The following is a 17,658-nucleotide window of genomic DNA, read 5'->3' on the forward strand; positions in this document are numbered from 1 at the left end:
CCGCGGAGCGCCGCCGGCCACCGGCATGACCGCCTCCGCACGTCGGCGCGCAGGGCGGGGCCGTGCGAGCGGGCGCCCAGGAAGCGGTTCCGGGTGCCCGCCGCGATGCGGGGTAGACGAACCGCCACGCAGCCGACAGCGTCTCGGGCGTCCCACGCCCGACGCACCTCGGGAGGATCCGTTGGTCACCGTCATTCTGTGCGTGTTCCTGGTCGTGGGCCTGGTACAGGTCGTCCGCCCGAGACTGCTGTGGAAGGCGAACCGCCCGCTGCAGCGGCCGTTCGTCCGGGACTACGACGCCACCGAGCCGACCCGCAAGGGCTATCTGATGATGCGGGTCTCCGGCGCGGTGTTTCTCGCGGCCGCCACCTGGATGCTCGTCCAGAATCTCCAGGGACAGTGACGGCGGCCCACGGCAAGTTCGACGCCCCTGCCACGGCAGGGGCGTACATGTGAGGAGTTCTTGTGACCACCTACATCATCACCGTCCCCGGTACCTTCGTGCACGGTGTCAGCGACTCCGCGCGCGCCGACGTGGTGCGCCGGCTGCGCCCGCAGGACCCGAAGAACACGGATCTGGGCGAGAGCGAGGAGCTGAACCTGCTGAGCGTGGAGGACGGCGGCATGTTCTCCGTGCGGGTCGAGGTGGACGCCGCGGACGCGTCGAGCGCGGAGGCCGAGGCGGTGCGGCTCGTCTCCGGGGCGCTGCGGGACAGCGGGTTCACCGAGGGGGACGCGCCGCTGGGACCCGCCTCCGTCACCGGCATCGACCGCGAGTTCTAGACAGCCGCGGGACGGGTCGGCACCGGCTCGCGCGGGGGTGGCTGCGACCGCCCTCCGCCCGGTCCGCCGGGCCGGTGCGCCCGCCCGCCCCGCGGTCGCGGCGCCAGTCGAGCACGGCGGCCACGAGGGCGGCGAGCATGGCGAGGATCCCGGTGCCCACGGACACCGCCACCGCGGTGCGGTAGTCGTGACCGGTCGCTCCGAGGACGAGGTAGAACAGTCCCGGGAGAGCCGCCGTGCCCACCGCGCCGCCCAGGCGCTGACCCGTCTGCAGGGCGCCGCCCGCCGCCCCCGCCATCCGCACGGGTACGTCGCGCAGGGTCATGGTGACGTTCGGGGAGATGACGCAGCCACTGCCGATCCCCCCGACGAACAGGGCGGGCGCCGCCCACCAGACGGCCGACCCCGGCGGAGCGAACCTCAGCACCAGAGCGGTCGTGCCCAGGCCGAGCACGACACCGGTCAGGCCGAGCACCGTCAGCAGCCTGCCCAGCCGCTCCACCAGCCGCCCCGCCACCACCGCCGCGGCCGCCGAGCCGACGGCGAACGGGGTCACGGACAGACCCGACCGGAGCGGTGAGTAGTCGAGCCCGTTCTGGAAGAAGAGCGCGAACACCAGCCACACGCCGCTGAACCCCACGAAGTACAGCGTGGCGATGCCCGCGCCGGCCGCGTAACCCGGTGTCCCGGTGAGCAGCCGGGGATCGAGCAGCGGCTCCCCGCCCCGGGCCGCGACCCGCCGCTCCCACCTCGCGAACCCGGCCAGCAGCGCCGCCCCGGCCGGGAACAGCCACCAGAGCCGGCGGATCCCGTCGGCCTCGGCGAGGACCAGCGGCAGCATGATCGCCAGCACCCCGGCGCCCAGCAGGGCGACGCCCGGCAGGTCCAGGTGGCCCCGACGGCCCGGGGCCACCCGTGGCAGCAGGCGGCTGCCCAGCAGGAGCGCGAGCGCGCCCACCGGGACATTGACGTAGAAGATCCACCGCCAGCCGCCGGCGCCGTCGGCCAGGGCGAGGATGAGGCCGCCGGTCACGGGGCCCACGGCGCTGGAGATGCCGACGGTCGCACCGAACAGGCCGAAGGCGCGGCCGCGCTCCTCTCCCTGGAACATCTGCTGGATGAGGGCGGAGTTCTGCGGTGCCAGGCAGCCCGCGGCGACGCCCTGCGCGAGGCGGGCCACCACGAGCCACATGATCGAGGGGGCGGCGCCCGCGACGGCGCTGCACACCACGAAGGCCGCCAGCGCCCACAGGAAGACGCGGCGCCGGCCGACGGCGTCACCGACGCGGCCCGCCGTCACCAGCGCGAGCGCGAACGTCAGGGCGTAGCCGGACACGACCCACTGCACGGACGCCGCCGACGCGCCGAGGTCGCGCTGCAGTGACGGCAGGGCGACGGCCACGATCGTGACGTCGAGCAGGCTCATGAACCCGGCCACCAGGGTGGCCCACAAGGCCCGCCACCGGTTCGGGTCCGGCCGCTCGTCCGTCCGCCGCCCGTCCTGTGCCCGCTCACCCGCCCGCGCACCGCGCTTCACGCATGCCCCTCTCCACAGGACCGAGCCCGCACCCACCGGGAACCGGGCGCCACACCCATGTATGCGTCACCCGTACACAACGGCCCAAACAATCGCAAACGGCGGGCGGGCGAGGCGGGAACACGGCGCTCATCTGCGCCGGGCCGGCGGGGGCCGGCGCTCGCGGCGTCCCGGCGGGGGTACGGTTGCGGTACCGAGCGCACCTCGCACGCCGTCATCCGTACCGGCGTCGCCCTCGGGGAACGGCAATCGCCGGACACCTGTGGTCCGGCCGGAAATGAGCCGCCCCATGCTCACCGGCTCGTACTCCCGCCCCGCCCTCCGCAGCCCGGCCCGCGCCCGTCTGTAGCGGACCCCCCTGCCCGAGGCGGACCGCCCGACCGCCCGCGGCGACCGTCCGCGGACCGGTCGCCCCCCGCCGCGCCACGCCCTCGGGCCCGCGCGTACGGCACCGGCATCCGCGACCGCCCGAAGCCACCACGGCCGACCGCTCACCCGCAGCGGGGACGCGCCGCCCCCGCACCGACGACAAGTGAAAAGACGAGAACGACATGAGCCTGATGAGTCTGGGAGTACTCGCCACCTCCCGCAAGGAGAACGAGTTCCGGCTGCCCCTGCACCCCCGTCACCTCGACAGGGTCGACCCCGACGTACGCGAGAGGATGTTCCTCGAAGAGGGCTACGGCCGGCGGTTCGGCGTCGACGACGAGGCCCTGCGGCCGCTCGTGGGCGGTCTGCGGACGCGTGAGCGACTCCTCGCCGACTGCGACGTCCTGCTGCTGCCCAAGCCCCTGCACGAGGACACCGACGCGCTGCGGGAGGGCCAGGTGCTGTGGGGCTGGCCGCACTGCGTGCAGGACGAGAAGATGACGCAGATCGGCATCGACCGGCGGCTGACCGTCATCGCCTGGGAGGCCATGAACCACTGGACCTCCACGGGTGCCTTCAGCGTCCATGTGTTCCACAAGAACAACGAACTCGCCGGCTACTCCTCCGTGCTGCACGCCCTCCAGCTCGGCGGCCTGACCGGCAGCTACGGCCGCAGGCTGCGCGCGGTGGTCATCAGCTTCGGCGCCACGGCGCGCGGAGCGGTCACCGGCCTCGGCGCCATGGGCGTCTCCGACGTCACGGTGCTGACCCAGCGGGCCGCGGCGGCGGTGGCCTCGCCGATGCCGTCGGTCGTGATGGGCCACTTCGAGGAGCGGGACGGCGATCCGTCGCACCTCCAGGCACTCACCCCGGCCGGGCCCGTCCCGCTCGCGCGGTACCTCGCCGAATTCGACATCGTCGTCAACTGCATAAGGCAGGACACCGACGCGCCGCTGATGTTCGTCACCGAGTCAGAGCTCGACGCCTTCCGGCAGGGCACCTTCTTCATCGACGTCTCCTGCGACGAGGGCATGGGCTTCGAGTGGGCCAGGCCGACCACCTTCGACGACCCCATGCCGACGGTGGGCCCCGGCTGCCACTACTACGGCGTGGACCACAGCCCCTCGCACCTGTGGAACTCCGCCACCTGGGAGATCAGCGAGGCGCTCCTCCCCTATCTGCGCAAGGTGATGAGCGGCCCCGCGGCCTGGGACGCCGACGTGACGGTGAGCAAGGCCATCGAGATCCGCGACGGCGTCGTGCAGAACCCGAAGATCCTCTCCTTCCAGCACCGGGCAGCCGCCTACCCCCACACCACCGCGACCGCGGCACCCGCCGCGGTGCCGCAGTCCCCCGCGCGGCCGGCCTGACCGGACCGGCTCCCGCCGGGCCGGCCGCGCGCCGGACGCGTCAGGCGGCGGGATACGGCAGCAGCCGCGCGTTCACCTTCTCCCACGCGGTCTTCAACTCGGCCAGCAGCGCGGGCTCTTCGGCCGAGAGGTCGGCCTGCTCCCGTGCGTCGCGGGACAGGTGAAAGAGCTGGTCGGTGCCGCCCTTGCCCCGGTAGTACTTCCACGGGCCGCGGCGCACCGCCCGCTCACCCCGCACCCGCCAGAACAGGTCCCGCTCCGGCACGGTCTCACCGCGCAGCAGGTACCCGGCGAGGCTGACGCCGTCCAGCGGGTGGCCGGGGTCCGGGCGGGCGCCGGCCAGTTCCAGCAGCGTCGCGGTCCAGTCGGGCGAGAAGACCGGCACGTGACTGACCTGTCCGCCCTTCAGACGTGCGGGCCAGCGCACGATGGAGGGGACCCGGATGCCGCCCTCCTGGAGGGACGACTTCTCGCCGGACAGCGGCCACTGGTACGAGAAGCGTTCACCGCCGTTGTCCGAACCGAAGAACACCAGCGTGTCCTCCTCCTGTCCCGACTCCTTCAGGGCCGCGAGGACCCGGCCCACCGAGCGGTCGAGGTCCTGGACCATCTCCGTGTACTTCTCCACCGACCCGCCGTCGGTGTGCAGCAGGGCCTTCAGTCCCTGGCCGGACTTGATGCGGCGGACGATCTCGGCGCTCTCCTCCTCGTCGCCGTCGGCGATCCACGGCCAGTGCGGGGTGGTGAAGTTGAGGTTGAGCAGCCACGGTTCGTCGTGGTCCCGGCGCACGTACTCGCCGGCCCGCTCGGTCAGGATCCGCGTGTAGTAACGCAGGTCCTTGTACTCGGCGTCGCCCTCGTACAGGTCGTACTCACCGCCGAGTCCGAGTTTCGAGTAGTACTCCAGCGCACCGCCGAAGTTGCCGAAGAACTCGTCCCAGCCGGACTTGGTGGGTGAGTGGTCCGGCAGGTAGCCGCAGTGCCACTTGCCGATCAGGGCGGTCGCGTAGCCGGCGCCCTTGAGGAGCGAGGCCAGCGTCGGATGGGTCGGGTCGAGCCCGACGGACCGGTCGGCGATCGGCTCGGCGAGGCCGCCCTTGGTCCGTCCCGGATAGCGGCCGGTGTACAGGCTGAAGCGCGTCGGGGAGCAGGTCGCGGAGCCGGCGTAGGCGTCCGTGAAGCGCACTCCCTGCCGCGCCAGCCGGTCCAGGTGCGGGGTCTTGATGTGGGGGGCGCCGTAGCAGGACAGGTCGGCCCAGCCCAGGTCGTCGCCGAGGATGAACAGGATGTTGGGCCGCCGCGCGTGCCGGCCGGTCACGGCGCGGAACGGCTGCTCCTGGTGCTGTCCCGCCTCGGCGGGCTGCGCGTGCGCCGCGGTGGCCTGCAGACCCACCGCGGCGGTGGCTGCTCCGGCGCCTATCGCGCCGCCGAAGGCGCGTCGTGACAGGGCTGACCGGTCGGACGAAGGGGAGGGCATGGTGACGGCAACTCCTCGGTGCGGGCAGCGGCGCAGGCCGGCACGCGGGCGTGACGGCGGCCGTCCCGCGCGGGTCGGCGGAACAGAGGGAGGAACCCGGGCGGGCGGCACGGGGCGGCCCGGAGCGGGTGAGGAAAGACGTACGGCGGTCCTGGCCGGACGGCACGGCCGCCCTGTGCGGGAGGGTGCCGCCCTACGCGGGCCCGGTGCTGTCTAGCGAAGGCCCGGGCGGGCGGGACCTAGAGGGCGCAGCAACAGATGGCGCTCGCCAGGCGACCGAGGTCGACGTGACGGCGCCGCACGAGCGTGACGCTGAGGCCACTGGCGAGCTGCATGATCGCGTAGCCTGCCGAAGTCCGACAACACGTGTCAACGGGCGGTCCACAGTGCGGACGGCGGGCCGAGCACCGGCGGATGGGCGGTCGGCAGACCCGCCCCGCGTACGGCGGGACGGGTCCGGCCGGCGACATCACCTCACCGCGTCCGGGCCCGACGCGTGACCCGGCGGAGGGACAACTGTGTGGGCACGCCGACGGGCAACTCCGCACACTGCGGCGGACTACTCCGCGGACATTCAGGCGGGCAACTCCATGGGTACGGCGACTCACTCACCGGGCCGACCTGTCAACTCAGCTGATATGCATAGCAGTTGTCATGGAGCGGCCGAACCGCCGTCAATACGCGGCCGGTTGCCTTGTGCCCGGGTGGGAGCCAGGTGACTTGGCGTGCCGAAACCGCCGTGAGCGCGGCGGGGTTCCGCTAGCGCCGGGCGGGCTCGGCGAGTGCCGGGCGGGACCGCAGGCGCCGGAGCATGCGGGCGTCCTCGAAGCCGACCTCGCGCGCCGCCGTCTCCAGCGTCGACCCGTGACTGATCAGGTACTCGGCCCGCTCCAGACGCAGGGTCTGCTGGTAGCGCAGCGGGGTGAGGCCGTTCGTGGCGCGGCCGAACAGGCGGGTCAGGGTGCGTTCGCTGACGCCCGCCGACGCGGCGAGGGTGCTCAGGGGCAGGGGTTGGGCGAACCGGTCGTCGATGAGGTCCTGGACGCGGTGGACGGTGTCGTCCAGGTGCGAGCGGTGCCGCAGCATGGCGCTCGCTTGGGGCTCATGGCCGTTGCGGCGGGCGTACACCACCATCTCGCGGGCCACCTGCGCCGCGACGCCGGGGCCGTGCCGCACGGCCAGCAGATGCAGGGCCAGGTCGATACCGCTGGCGATGCCCGCCGAGGTGACGACCCGGTCGTCCGTGGTGAACAGGACGTCCCGCACGACGAGGGCACGGGGGTGGCGGGCCGCCAGTTCCTCCTGCACGTCGTGGTGGGTGGTGCAGCGGCGCCCGTCCAGCAGACCGGCCCGGCCGAGCGCCTCGGCGCCCGCGCAGACACTGGCGACGGTGCCTCCGCGGGCGTGGTGCGCGCGCAACTGCCGCAGGGTGGCGTCCCCCGGAGTGGGGCCCCCGCGCAGTGTCGGTGCCCGCCAGCCCGGTACGACGACGAGGTCGTCCCGGGTCAGTTCCGGCCACCGGGTGCGGGCGGTCAGCGGCAGGCCCTGGGCGCTGACGACCTGCTCCTCCTCGGCCACGTAGTCCAGCGCGTAGGAGCGCCCGAAGTCCGCGGCCGTGCTGAACACCTGGGCCGGCCCGGCGAGGTCGAGCAGGTGGACGCCGGGCAGGAGGACGAAGACGACGCGGGTCACGCAGCCGGTGCCTTCCGCTCGGCCTCGAGTTCCGCCACCGTGGCGATGCGGGCGAAGCGGTCGCGCAGGACCGCCTCGGTCCGCTCCACGATCGCGGCGGCGGTCAGGTCCCCGATGGGATTGGTCGCCGTGGCGTCGGTGACGAACACCATGCGGTACCCGAGGTCGCTGCCGAGCCTGGTCGTGGTCTCCACGCACTGCTCGGTGCGGATGCCGCACACCCACAGCTCCGTGACCCCCGCCTCGGTCAGCACCTGCTGAAGGTTCGTGGTGGTGAACGCGTTGTGCGACGTCTTGTGGAGCACCGGTTCGCCCTCGGCCGGCGTTCCGAGCTCCTCGAAGAGGCGTACGTGTCCCGAGTCCGGGTCGAACACGTCGCCGCTGCCCGGTTCGGTGTGCAGCACCCACACCACGAGGTCCCCGGCGGCGCGTGCCAGCGCGACCAGCCGGTTGACCCGCTCGGCGATCGCGGGGTTGGAGCTCTGCGCCCACAGCGGGCGCGCTCGGAACGACTCCTGGACATCGACGACTAGCAGCGCTCGGTTCATGTCACCCATTCTGACCTGGTCCAAGCTGCCGTCCCCAGGCTCGATCAGGGCCGCCACCGGAACGATCCGGTCACCGACTCCCCGGCGGCGGGTGGCGAAGACGCGCCGTCCACGCCTCCGCCACCCGCGCCAGGAGACGTCCCGTCCACGCCTCCGCCACCGCGACCCGCCGACAAGGGGCCGCAGTTCAGGCGCCCGCGGAGACCGCACCCGCGCCGACCGGGCACCCGGCCACCCGCACGGCGGCGGTACCCGCGTCCGCCGGGCGACCGTCCTCCGCGTCCGCCCGGGAACCGGCTGCCCAGCCCGCCGGGTCGCCCAGCGACACGGGGAGTTCGCGGTGCCCGTTGGAGATGAAGGACTCCAGGGGCCGCAGTTCCTCGGCCGGCACGGCGAGCGTCATCTCCGGGAACCGGGCGAACAGTCCCTCCAGCGCCACCTGCGCCTCCAGCCGCGCGAGCGGCGCCCCGACGCAGAAGTGCGTGCCGAAGCCGAACGCCAGGTGGTCCCGGCGCGTCGGGCGGGTCACGTCGAAGTCCCCGGCGTCGGCGCCGTGAACGTCCGCGTCGCGTCCCGCCGACAGGAACGAGATGACGAGCGCGTCCCCCTTGCGGATCACGACGCCGCCGATCTCCACGTCCTCGACGGCGTAGCGCAGGATGCCATTGGCCCCGGGGGTCTCCACCCGGAGCGCCTCCTCCACGACGTCCGCCCAGGAGGCCCGGCCGGCGCGCACCAGAGCCAGCTGGTCGGGGTTCCGGAGCAGCAGTGCCACGGCGTGGTCGAGCAGGTTCACCGTGGTCTCGTATCCGGCGGTGTAGAGCAGGATCAGGTTGTCGACGAGTTCCTTCTCCGACAGCTGGTCGCCGTCCCCGTCCCGCACCGCGATCAGCGCGCTGGTCAGATCGTCCCCGGGGTTCTGCCGCTTCAGCTCGACCAGCGCGCTCAGCGTCCGGTAGAGGTCCACGCCGTTGCGCTGTGCCTCTTCGAGGGTGACGCCGGTGTCGAAGAAGCCCGCGATGATCCGCGCGAGGGCCTCCTGGAAGCGGCCCGGGATGCCGAACAGTTCCGCCAGGACGCGGACCGGGAGTTCCTGTGCGAACGTCCGCCGCACGTCCACGGGCCCGTGCGCCGCGCGCTCCGCCAGCTCGTCGAGGAGTCCCTCGGTCATCTCCTCGATCCGGCCCCGCAGGCCCTCGACCCGCCGTGCCGTGAACGCCGAGGCGACCAGCCTGCGCAGCCTGCGGTGGTCCTCCCCGTAGGCCGTGACCATGTTCTGCACGGACACCCAGATCGCCAGCGGCCACTCGGCGCCGACCTCGCCCTGCTGCCAGGCGGGCCAGTGCCGGTAGGCGTCCTTGGACACGCGGGGGTCCCTGAGCAGTTCCTTGATGGTCTCCAGGCCGGTCACCGCCCAGGCCTCGACCCCGCCGGGCAGCGTCACCCGTACGACGGGGCCCGCCGCGGCCCAGCGTGCGGCCTCCCCCTGCACGTCCTGTCCCCGTGCGTCCACCGCGAACGGGCACCCCACGACACCAGACATCACAACCCCCAAGAACAGCGAAGAACCACCGGAGAACACGGAAGAACGCGAAGGACACGCAGGAACAGAACAGCCGAAGAACGCGAAGAACCACGGACGGATCGAACGGCGCGCACACGGCGCACCCTGGTGCGGTCGAGCCAAGGACGATCACGAGCACGGGACGCGAGCCCCGCGAGAGCGGCAGGGCCACGGCAGTCCCGGAAGCCACGGCGTACACGCCGGCCGGACAGGAAGAACCTCGTTCTCAGGGGCCCGTGCGGGCCGGCGGGCAGCACGTGGAGAGCGATACGGAGAGATGTGCCCGCGGGTCGGTCGATGCCCCGGCGGGTCGAGCCGTGGAACTCCGTAAGAATAAAACCGGATAGCTGGTTTTTACAACGCCCCCTCGCTCCCGGATCCGGAACCGATCCGGCCGACCGGTGGGTGCAGGCACGAGTAAGGGACAAAAACATGTGGACCAACCGGTTTCCTTCAACCGCCCTGCATCCTCGCCGCATCCCCGCACAGCGGACGAGGGGGCACGGAAAATGGGCTGCGCCCGCTGGCCGTTCCCCTGTTTCATGACCGCATGGTGTCTACCGACCGACTGCTGGCCTTCGCCGCCATGTCGTTCCTGCTGATCGTGGTTCCCGGTCCCAGCGTGCTGTTCGTGATCGGCCGGGCGCTGGCCCAGGGGCGCCGCGCGGCGCTGACCACCGTGGTGGGCAACACTGTCGGCGCGTACGTGCTCGTGGTGGCCGTGGCGCTCGGAGTCGGCACCGTGGTGGAGCGCTCCGTCCTCGTCTTCACCCTCCTGAAGCTGGTGGGCGCCGCGTATCTGGTGTACCTGGGCGTCAAGGCGGTGCGGCAGCGCGGGTCGCTCCGGGCCTCGCTCACCGGTGACGGCCCCTCGCACGGCAGCCTGCGCACACTGTGGGACGGCTTCGCGGTCGGGGTGGCCAACCCGAAGACCATCGTGTTCTTCGCCGCCGTACTGCCCCAGTTCGTCGACCGGGGGCAAGGACACGTCACGGTGCAGATGCTGGTGCTCGGCCTCGTCTTCAACGCCATCGCGCTGGCGTCCGACAGCGTCTGGGGACTGGTCGCGGCCACCACGCGGAACTGGTTCGCGGACTCGCCGCGGCGGCTCTCCATGATCGGCGGCGTCGGCGGGCTGACGATGATCGGCCTCGGCGTCACCGTCGCGGCGACCGGCCGCAAGGACTGAGGCCCCTACCCCGCCGATGTGGACCGGCGGGGCTCATCGGCTGACGGGGTCCCGTCCGGCGTCACAGTGCCGCTGCTGCCACTGCCGCGGTGAACGCCGCCCGGGCAGACGGGCACCATGGCCCCGCCCGGTGGCCGTCACCCGTCGACTCCGTCCGCGCCCGCCAGGCGTTCCTGTTCGTCCGTCGCCTTCTGGGCCCGGGCGCGGGCCGTACGCAGCCGGTTCCGGGCCGCGCGTTCCCGCTCCCGTGCCACGCGTCCGTCGGCGCGTGCCCGGCGCTGCTCGTCCTCCGTGCGGTCGAGGTCCTCGGTCAGCTCGCCGATGCGCCGCCGCAGCTCGCCGACCCGCTCTCGCAGTGCGTCGGCCAGCTCGGCGGCCTCCCGGGCCGCTCGCTCCGCCTCCGGCGTCTCCGTCTCCCGGGCCAACAGGTCGCGTTGGGCGTCCTCGGCGGCCCGGCGGGCCTCGGCGAGCTGCTTCTCCCGCCGCTGCCGGGCCGCGTCGTCCGCCCGGTCGGCCTTCCGCGGCTTCGTGGCCTTCGCCCGCGGTGCGCTTTCCCGGGGCGGCGCCTTCGGCGGTACCGCTGACGCCTGGGGTACGGCGGGGAAGCCCACGGCCGGGCTCAACGCCTTGGTGAGCCGGCCCGCGGCCCATTCCCGGGCCGCGTCGGGATCGCCGAGGACCGCCTGGAGGGTGTCCCGGACCTCCTGCCGGGCGCCCTCGCCGATGGGGTGCCCGGCCTCCGCGGCGAGCCGTTCCGCCTGCTGGGCGAGTGCTCCGATCAGGGCCTGCTGCTGACCGGCGAGCCGGCGCAGCTGTTCGCCGTCCAGCTCCTGGTGCGCCTGCCGCAGCGCCTCGCCCAGCTGGACGAGGGGCTGGATCTCGTCCGGCCGCTCCCGCACCAGGAGGTTGCAGCACCAGGCGGACAGGCTGGGGCGGCGCAGCGCGCTGATCCGCCGGGCCAGCTCCCGGTCGCCCGCCGTGCGGGCCGCCGCGGCCCGCTGGGCACGTACGGCGGTGAACTGGTCCGGCCGCAGCCCGTAGAGCTCGTCGGCGACAGTGTCCGCGTCCACCGGCGTCCTTTCCTCCGTAATGGGCGGATTACTACCGATAGTCTCAGCCCCGCCCCTGTCGCGCGGATCGTGCCGCTGCCTCCGGGGCGCCGGAGGCAGCGCTTCCACCGGTACCGGACCGGCGACCTGGCCGGATGGTGTCCGTCCGCCTTTCCAGGGCAGGCGGAACGTCGAAGGGCAGGCAGCCGCGCCGACCTCAAGGACGAGTAGTGAGCTTCGAGCAGCAGCGTGAGAGCACCGGGGACCCCGCGACGACCGCGGACGGGCCGAGCGGGGACGAGCGAGCCGCGTGGGAGGACGTGCGCCGGCGCGCCACCGGCATGTCGCACCACGAGTCGAAGGCCGCGCGCGACGCCGCCCGGCACGCGGCCAGGTCCCACACTCTCACCGACGGCGAGGCCGTACGCGCGGAGGCCGAGGTGGAGGAGTGGGAGCGGGTGACCGACGCCCTGGCCGACCACGCCGGCACCTACGACCCGGAGATCGATCCGTTCGTACAGGGCGAGAAGGCCGCCCGGACGCGTCACGCGTCAGGCCCGCGGAGGGCCGGGTAGCACCCGGCACTCCCCCGCCGCCTTCAGCAACCCCCCGCAGAGAGAAAGGCCGCATCACGTGCGCACCGTCGGAGTCGAGGAAGAGCTTCTCCTGGTCGATCCGGAGACGGGAGAACCGCAGGCTCTGTCCGCGGCCGTACTGGCCCGTGCCGCCAGGGAGGACCCGGACGAGGAGACGTTCGAGAAGGAACTGCACCAGCAGCAGCTCGAGTTCGCCACGCATCCGCAGTCGGACATGGGGGAGCTCGCGGCGGAGATCGTGCGGTGCCGCAAGGAGGCGCAGCGGCTCGCCGAGGAGACCGGGGCGGCCGTGGTGGCGCTCGCGACGTCCCCGCTCCCGGTGAGTCCGTCGGTGAGCATGAACAGCAGGTACCAGTGGATGGCGCGCGAGTTCGGGCTGGCTTCGCAGGAGACGCTCGTGTGCGGGTGTCACGTCCACGTGTCCGTCGAGTCGGACGACGAGGGTGTCGCCGTCGTGGACCGGATCCGCCCGTGGCTGTCGGTCCTGACCGCGATCAGCGCGAACTCGCCCTTCTGGCAGGGCAGGAACAGCCAGTACAGCAGCTACCGGAGCCGGGTCTGGGGGCGCTGGCCGATGGCCGGTCCCACCGAGCTGTTCGGGTCGGCCGAGCGGTACCACCAGCGGGTGGCCGACATGGTCGCCACCGGTGTCGCTCTGGACAAGGCCATGGTCTACTTCGACGCCAGGCTCTCCGACCAGTACCCCACGGTCGAGCTGCGGGTCTCGGACGTCTGCCTGGAGGCGGGCACCGCCGCGCTCATCGCCACCCTCGCGCGCGGGCTGGTGGAGACGGCGGCGCGCGAGTGGCGCGCGGGCGTCGAGCCGCTGGACCACAGCGTCGAGCTGCTGCGGCTGGCGGCGTGGCGGGCCGCCCGTTCCGGGCTCGACGAGGACCTGCTGCATCCGCTGACCATGAAGCCCGCGCCCGCGGCGGAGGTCGTACGGGCGCTGCTGGACCACGTCGGCGCCGCGCTCGACGACAGCGGTGACGCGGAGCGCGCGCGGCAGGCGGTCGTGGAGCTGCTGCGGAACGGCAACGGCGCGCGCGTGCAGCGCGAGCTTCTGGAACAGACCGGAAGCCTGGGCGCCGTGGTCACGGAGTGCGTGCGCCGCACCCAGTCCTGAGGCTCCGCGCGCCCGCCCGGTCACCGGAGCACCGCGGGGACGTACGCGCTCGGCGAGGGCCCGGCGCGTACGCCCCCGTGCTCATGCCTCGCGGGCCCGGGCCCCCTCGCGGGTGCGGCCCGCCGTCACGGCCCGGTCGGGGTTGCGTCGCAGGTACTCGTCCTCCAGGGCCGCCGTCCTCCGGTTGTGCGCGTCGAGGGCGTCGGGCGAGCCGTGCAGAAACGTGTCGTGGCGGGTGCGGTGCACGCTCTCCAGTTCGCGCACCAGCTCCTGGTCGTCGAGCAGCGTGGGATCCAGCCCCTCGGCCGCCCCGCTGCCCTGCTTCGGCGTGGACACAGTGAACTCCTCACGGGTCGGGTCCGTGGCGCACTCCCGGCCGGTACGTGCGCCTGGGTTGCCTCGGGTCACCCGATCACCGGGGAGCAAACACCCCGGACGTCCGCACGGGGGCCGCAACGGGCGCAGTGGGGTTCGGTCAGGGTGACCGGACCGAGGCGGCGGGAAGCAGGGGCGTGGTGTGCGGCGTACCTGCCCGGGTGCCGTCAGAGGCGGCGCAGGACGCCGACGACCTTGCCCAGGATGACCGCCTGGTCGCCGGGGATCGGCTGGTACGCGGCGTTGCGGGGCATGAGCAGGACCTGGCCGTCGCGTCGGTGCAGCTGCTTCACGGTGGCCTCGTCCTCGATCAGCGCCGCGACGATGTCGCCGTGGTCGGCGCTGTCCTGACGGCGGACCGTGACGATGTCCCCGTCGCAGATGGCCGCCTCGACCATGCTGTCGCCGGCCACGGTCAGGGCGAACAGGTCGCCCTCGCCGACGAGTTGGCGCGGCAGGAGGTAGACGTCCTCGATCGCCTCCTCGGCGAGGACCGGCACACCGGCGGCGATGCGGCCGATGAGCGGCACCTCGGCCGGCGGCCTGCCCGCGGCGGCACCGCCGAGGTCCGGCGCCCAGGTGGGCCGTACGCGGTAGGCCCGCGGCCGGTGCGGATCGCGGTACAGGACGCCCTTGCGTTCCAGGACCATCAGCTGGTGGGCGACGGACGAGGTGCTGGCCAGGTCCACGGCCTTGCCGATCTCGCGCATCGAGGGCGGGTAGCCCTGGCGGCGGACCTCGTCCGCGATGAACTCGACGATGGCGGCCTGACGGGCCGTCAGCTCGCCTTCGACGGAGCGGACGCCCGCCGGCCTGCCCCGGCGCGCTGTTGCCGTCTTCTCCATCAGGACCACCTCGACTCAAGATCTCACTGAGCGCGACCCTAACCCGCCATCCCGCCCAAAGGGAACGCCCCTCCCGAATCACGGCATTCGCCCGCCGGGCGTCCGTCCCCCGGTCACCCTCACGCGGACGACCGGGGTGTGGGCCGGGAAGCACCGGCCGCGAGGCCGTCGTACCGCGCGGTCTCGCGCAGCGGGCGCTCCGCCCCCGTGGGCCGATGCGCCCGTCAACGCGTCGCGGATGTCGGTCTCTTCCTGGCCTGCACCGACAATTCCGTCAGGAGGTGAGGCCAGGCCGAGAGCGGCGATGCGGGCCGCGCCGGTGCGGTCGCGTCGACGGCCGGCCCCCGCCGGGTCAGGCCCCCGCGACGCTCTCCTCGTAGAACACCGCCACGAGGCGGTCGCTGAAGCGGCCGGGGTCCGCGAACCCGGCTTCGGCGGCCCGGTGCAGCCGCACCGCCTCGTCGGCGAGCGTCACCGCGACGACCGGGCAGTCCTCGATCTGGTTGCTGCCGGGGTCGCACTGGCCCACGTCGGCGAGGGACCGCCCCGGGCAGACCGCCCGTGCGGGCAGCTCTATTTCCAGGGCCAGTTCACCGGCGTGCGCGAAGCGGTGGACACCCGACGCGGCCGGGGGCGAGGGTTTGCCGTCGGGGCCCCGCACCACCCGCGCCGTCAGCCCGCGCGCGGAAGCGATACGGCCCTCGCCTCCCGGCCCCTGGATGTCGACGGTGGCCTGTCCTCTCGCGACCGTGCCCTTGCCCGTCTCGGGCAGGAGCAGCGGACGGGGACCGGGGTCGACGCTCACCGTGACGGTGAAGGTCGACGACTTGTCGACATGCGGGCCCTTGCCCCAGTAGGTGTAGGACGAGATGGACAGCGAGGGCCTGGCAGCGGGCTCCTCGCCCTTCCCCTTCGGCACGGGCCGGGGAGAGCGGGAGCTGCCGCACTCGGAGAGGGCGGCGGTCACGCCGCCGGGCAAGGACACGTCCTTCAGTGCCCCGCCCAGCGCGTGCAGGCGTCCGCTCCGCCCGTCCGACAGGGTGCCTGGCGCAGCCAGCATGAGCAGGAGGAGGACGAGCGGTACCGCCAGCACGGCCCACGCCCGGCCGGAGGGTCCCGAGATCCGGTTCATGTCAGAGAGAGCCCCGTCCCGCGATCGTGCCCACCAGGCTCACGCCCCACCCGTCCCTTTGCCGGTCTCCTGCCTCTGTGTACTGCGTACCACGTCCGAAGAACGTCACAGCGGCCCACCGGCGCATCACCCCAGGCCGGCGCGCTCCCGCCCCTCTGCCCCACCCGACGCACCGACGCACGGACGCTCACCCGTACCAGGACGACGAGCGCCCGTCCCGGTCACGCGCGGCGGCGATCCCCGACGCGCCGTCGAAGTGGTGGTACGCCTGCACCCGCCTCCGAACCTCCCGCAGCTGCCCGGTCGCGGCCGGCCCGACGGCGCGGGCGTCCGCGTCCGTCCGCGACCGGCGACGGTCCCTGCGGAGGAGCACGGCGACCGCGGAGCAGACGAACGACACCAGGACCGTCAGGGTCACCAGGAGGGCGGACATGACGGCGACGGTACGTCCCCCCGGCCGCTCTGGACAGTGTCGCCGTCGGCACCGAAGCGGGGTGGTTCCCTTCCGGCGTCCGGCGACAACGTCCTTGTGCAGGGCAGGTGTTGGCCGTCGCCCGACTCCAGGCGACGGTGCGCGGCGGGGTGACCGCTCGTCACGTCATGGGCAGGCGGAGGGCGAGGAGTGCCACGTCGTCGGTCGAGTCGGCGGCGAGTCCGGTGAGGAGTTCGTCGCACAGGACGCCGAGAGGCCGGCTGTGCAGGGCCGCGGCGTGCTGGCGCAGCCGGGTCAGGCCGTTGTCGAGGTTCTCACCGCGGCGTTCCAGAAGGCCGTCGGTGTAGAGCAGGATCGTGCTGCCGGGCTGGAGCGGGTGCTGGGCGTCCGCGCGCTCCGCGGCGGGGTGGACGCCCAGCAGCAGGCCGTGGGCGTCGTCGAGATAGCGGGTGTCGCCCTGATGGGTGATCAGCAGCGGCGGCGGATGCCCGGCGGTGGCCCAGTGCAGCTGCCACGGCCCGCCGGTGGGACCTTTGAGCAGGGCGTAGATGCAGGTCGCCGTCGTGTGCTCGGACAGCGTGTTCACCGCCATGTCGAACCGGCGCAGGATCTTGCCGGGCGGCTCCTGCCGGTCGCAGGCGATGCCGCGCAGCATGTTGCGCAGCTGGCTCATGGTGACTGCGGCCCGCAGGTCGTGACCCGTGACGTCGCCGATGATCAGTGTGGTGTCGCCCCGCGGCAGGAGGAAGCTGTCGTACCAGTCGCCGCCGACGTCCGCGCCGGTGGCGGCGGGCGCGTAACGAGCGGTGATCTCCAGGCCGGGGATGTCGGGCAGCTCGGGCAGGAGGGAGCGCTGGAGACGCTCGGCGATCCTCTGCGTCTCCTTGTGGAGGCGGGCGTTGTCCAGCGCCAGCGCGATCCGGTGCGTCAGGTCCTCCACCAGGGCCAGGTCCGCCTGCTGGAGTGGCGGACGGCCGGCGTGGCGGACGATGGTGAACGCCCCGAGCACCCGCCGCCGGGCACGCAGCGGCGCGACGATGAGGTTGTCCCCGCCCAGCCGGGCGAACAGCGTGAGGTTGGCCGCGTGCAGCGGATCGCCGGCCTGATCGGCGGCCGGCACGTCCTCGGCCGACAGAAGGAGCGGTCCGGCGCCCATCAGGACCCTCGACAGCGGACCGGACGCCACGGCCGGCACCTCCGGCAGCGCTCCGGTCAGGTCCGCCAGGACGACGTCCGGGTCGTGGTGGGTCAGGCAGATCCGCTCCAGCCGGCCCTCCTCGTCGAGCAGGTCCGCCATCACCCAGTCGGCCAGCTGCGGCACCACGATGCGGCACACCCGGCGCAGGCCCTCCACCGCGTCCAGGGTGCTCGACAGCGCGTCGGCGATGTCGTTCAGGAGGGTGAGACGGTCCAGCGCCTGCTGAAGCGCCTCATCCACATCGAAGTCGTCCACCCGCCCAGCCTTCCCGCCGGGGCCGCTTCCCTATCAGTCACCGTCCGCCGTTCACCTCGCGCGGACGTTCGAGTGCGTCGAGGGCCCTGTCCGTTGCATGCTGGACGCGCCCCTCCCGCC

Annotated in this window: 18 protein-coding genes; 6 read left to right on the forward strand and 12 right to left on the reverse strand. The window is 73.2% G+C overall.

The window, feature by feature from the left end:
• Nucleotides 1–181: 181 nt before the first annotated feature.
• On the forward strand, nt 182–403 hold the full coding sequence (locus tag ACWGIS_RS26565) for a DUF6199 family natural product biosynthesis protein (protein ID WP_453364960.1): 222 nt from the start codon (nt 182–184) through the stop codon (nt 401–403).
• Between the two features lie 62 nt (nt 404–465).
• Nucleotides 466–783: a hypothetical protein gene (locus ACWGIS_RS26570; protein WP_453364961.1), complete on the forward strand. Its 318-nt coding sequence runs from the start codon at nt 466–468 to the stop codon at nt 781–783.
• On the opposite strand, the gene ACWGIS_RS26575 is transcribed toward ACWGIS_RS26570, so the two are convergent.
• Nucleotides 758–2,320: an MFS transporter gene (locus ACWGIS_RS26575; RefSeq protein WP_453364962.1), complete on the reverse strand. Its 1,563-nt coding sequence runs from the start codon at nt 2,318–2,320 to the stop codon at nt 758–760. The two genes, ACWGIS_RS26570 and ACWGIS_RS26575, sit on opposite strands and share 26 nt — an antisense overlap.
• A gap of 551 nt (nt 2,321–2,871) precedes the next feature.
• On the opposite strand from ACWGIS_RS26575, the gene ACWGIS_RS26580 reads away from it, so the two are divergent.
• Nucleotides 2,872–4,059, forward strand: coding sequence for a N(5)-(carboxyethyl)ornithine synthase (locus tag ACWGIS_RS26580; RefSeq protein WP_453364963.1), 1,188 nt, complete (start codon nt 2,872–2,874; stop codon nt 4,057–4,059).
• A gap of 40 nt (nt 4,060–4,099) precedes the next feature.
• Here ACWGIS_RS26580 and ACWGIS_RS26585 read toward each other — a convergent pair whose 3' ends face one another.
• The 5 genes from ACWGIS_RS26585 to ACWGIS_RS26605 all read right to left on the reverse strand — a co-directional run bounded on the left by ACWGIS_RS26585 (nt 4,100) and on the right by ACWGIS_RS26605 (nt 9,289).
• Complete coding sequence (locus ACWGIS_RS26585) at nt 4,100–5,536, reverse strand: sulfatase family protein (protein ID WP_453364964.1); 1,437 nt, start codon at nt 5,534–5,536, stop codon at nt 4,100–4,102.
• 239 nt (nt 5,537–5,775) lie between these two features.
• A complete protein-coding gene (locus tag ACWGIS_RS26590) occupies nt 5,776–6,006 on the reverse strand; it encodes a putative leader peptide (protein WP_453364965.1) in 231 nt (76 codons plus the stop codon).
• A gap of 289 nt (nt 6,007–6,295) precedes the next feature.
• Nucleotides 6,296–7,228, reverse strand: a complete 933-nt coding sequence (locus ACWGIS_RS26595) for a GlxA family transcriptional regulator (RefSeq protein ID WP_453364966.1) — start codon at nt 7,226–7,228, stop codon at nt 6,296–6,298.
• The gene (locus tag ACWGIS_RS26600; RefSeq protein ID WP_453364967.1) at nt 7,225–7,776 is read right to left on the reverse strand and encodes a cysteine hydrolase family protein; all 552 of its coding nucleotides are present in this window, start codon (nt 7,774–7,776) and stop codon (nt 7,225–7,227) included. Before ACWGIS_RS26600 ends, ACWGIS_RS26595 begins: the two co-directional genes overlap by 4 nt.
• A 187-nt stretch (nt 7,777–7,963) precedes the next feature.
• Nucleotides 7,964–9,289, reverse strand: coding sequence for a cytochrome P450 family protein (locus tag ACWGIS_RS26605; protein ID WP_453364968.1), 1,326 nt, complete (start codon nt 9,287–9,289; stop codon nt 7,964–7,966).
• Nucleotides 9,290–9,890: 601 nt separating this feature from the next.
• Here ACWGIS_RS26605 and ACWGIS_RS26610 point away from each other — a divergent pair.
• Complete coding sequence (locus ACWGIS_RS26610) at nt 9,891–10,529, forward strand: LysE family translocator (RefSeq protein ID WP_453364969.1); 639 nt, start codon at nt 9,891–9,893, stop codon at nt 10,527–10,529.
• Between the two features lie 137 nt (nt 10,530–10,666).
• Here ACWGIS_RS26610 and ACWGIS_RS26615 read toward each other — a convergent pair whose 3' ends face one another.
• Nucleotides 10,667–11,599 (reverse strand): hypothetical protein, encoded by a 933-nt coding sequence (locus ACWGIS_RS26615; protein ID WP_453364970.1) that lies wholly within the window; start codon nt 11,597–11,599, stop codon nt 10,667–10,669.
• A 209-nt stretch (nt 11,600–11,808) separates the two neighbouring features.
• Between ACWGIS_RS26615 and ACWGIS_RS26620 the strand changes: the two genes are divergently transcribed.
• On the forward strand, nt 11,809–12,153 hold the full coding sequence (locus ACWGIS_RS26620) for a hypothetical protein (protein ID WP_453364971.1): 345 nt from the start codon (nt 11,809–11,811) through the stop codon (nt 12,151–12,153).
• Nucleotides 12,154–12,211: 58 nt separating this feature from the next.
• Nucleotides 12,212–13,300 (forward strand): glutamate--cysteine ligase 2, encoded by a 1,089-nt coding sequence (locus ACWGIS_RS26625; protein WP_453364972.1) that lies wholly within the window; start codon nt 12,212–12,214, stop codon nt 13,298–13,300.
• Between the two features lie 81 nt (nt 13,301–13,381).
• Here the strand turns inward: ACWGIS_RS26625 and ACWGIS_RS26630 are convergent, their stop codons facing one another.
• The 5 genes from ACWGIS_RS26630 to ACWGIS_RS26650 form a co-directional block, all read right to left on the reverse strand.
• On the reverse strand, nt 13,382–13,636 hold the full coding sequence (locus ACWGIS_RS26630; protein ID WP_453364973.1) for a DUF6158 family protein: 255 nt from the start codon (nt 13,634–13,636) through the stop codon (nt 13,382–13,384).
• Nucleotides 13,637–13,842: 206 nt separating this feature from the next.
• Nucleotides 13,843–14,520, reverse strand: coding sequence for a transcriptional repressor LexA (lexA, locus tag ACWGIS_RS26635; RefSeq protein WP_453364974.1), 678 nt, complete (start codon nt 14,518–14,520; stop codon nt 13,843–13,845).
• Nucleotides 14,521–14,872: 352 nt separating this feature from the next.
• A complete protein-coding gene (locus ACWGIS_RS26640; RefSeq protein WP_453364975.1) occupies nt 14,873–15,652 on the reverse strand; it encodes a hypothetical protein in 780 nt (259 codons plus the stop codon).
• A 187-nt stretch (nt 15,653–15,839) separates the two neighbouring features.
• On the reverse strand, nt 15,840–16,085 hold the full coding sequence (locus ACWGIS_RS26645) for a hypothetical protein (RefSeq protein ID WP_453364976.1): 246 nt from the start codon (nt 16,083–16,085) through the stop codon (nt 15,840–15,842).
• Between the two features lie 160 nt (nt 16,086–16,245).
• A complete protein-coding gene (locus tag ACWGIS_RS26650) occupies nt 16,246–17,538 on the reverse strand; it encodes a PP2C family protein-serine/threonine phosphatase (RefSeq protein ID WP_453364977.1) in 1,293 nt (430 codons plus the stop codon).
• Between the last annotated feature and the right edge of the window lie 120 nt (nt 17,539–17,658).

This window comes from Streptomyces sp. NPDC054842, assembly GCF_053611025.1.

Excerpts from the sequence above, each read along its gene's own strand:
- ACWGIS_RS26580 (WP_453364963.1), top strand. The coding sequence starts at position 2,872 with ATGAGCCTGATGAGTCTGGGAGTACTCGCCACCTCCCGCAAGGAGAAC.
- ACWGIS_RS26585 (WP_453364964.1), bottom strand. The coding sequence starts at position 5,536 with ATGCCCTCCCCTTCGTCCGACCGGTCAGCCCTGTCACGACGCGCCTTC.
- ACWGIS_RS26590 (WP_453364965.1), bottom strand. The coding sequence starts at position 6,006 with ATGTCGCCGGCCGGACCCGTCCCGCCGTACGCGGGGCGGGTCTGCCGA.
- ACWGIS_RS26600 (WP_453364967.1), bottom strand. The coding sequence starts at position 7,776 with ATGAACCGAGCGCTGCTAGTCGTCGATGTCCAGGAGTCGTTCCGAGCG.
- ACWGIS_RS26610 (WP_453364969.1), top strand. The coding sequence starts at position 9,891 with ATGGTGTCTACCGACCGACTGCTGGCCTTCGCCGCCATGTCGTTCCTG.
- lexA (WP_453364974.1), bottom strand. The coding sequence starts at position 14,520 with ATGGAGAAGACGGCAACAGCGCGCCGGGGCAGGCCGGCGGGCGTCCGC.
- ACWGIS_RS26640 (WP_453364975.1), bottom strand. The coding sequence starts at position 15,652 with ATGAACCGGATCTCGGGACCCTCCGGCCGGGCGTGGGCCGTGCTGGCG.
- ACWGIS_RS26645 (WP_453364976.1), bottom strand. The coding sequence starts at position 16,085 with ATGTCCGCCCTCCTGGTGACCCTGACGGTCCTGGTGTCGTTCGTCTGC.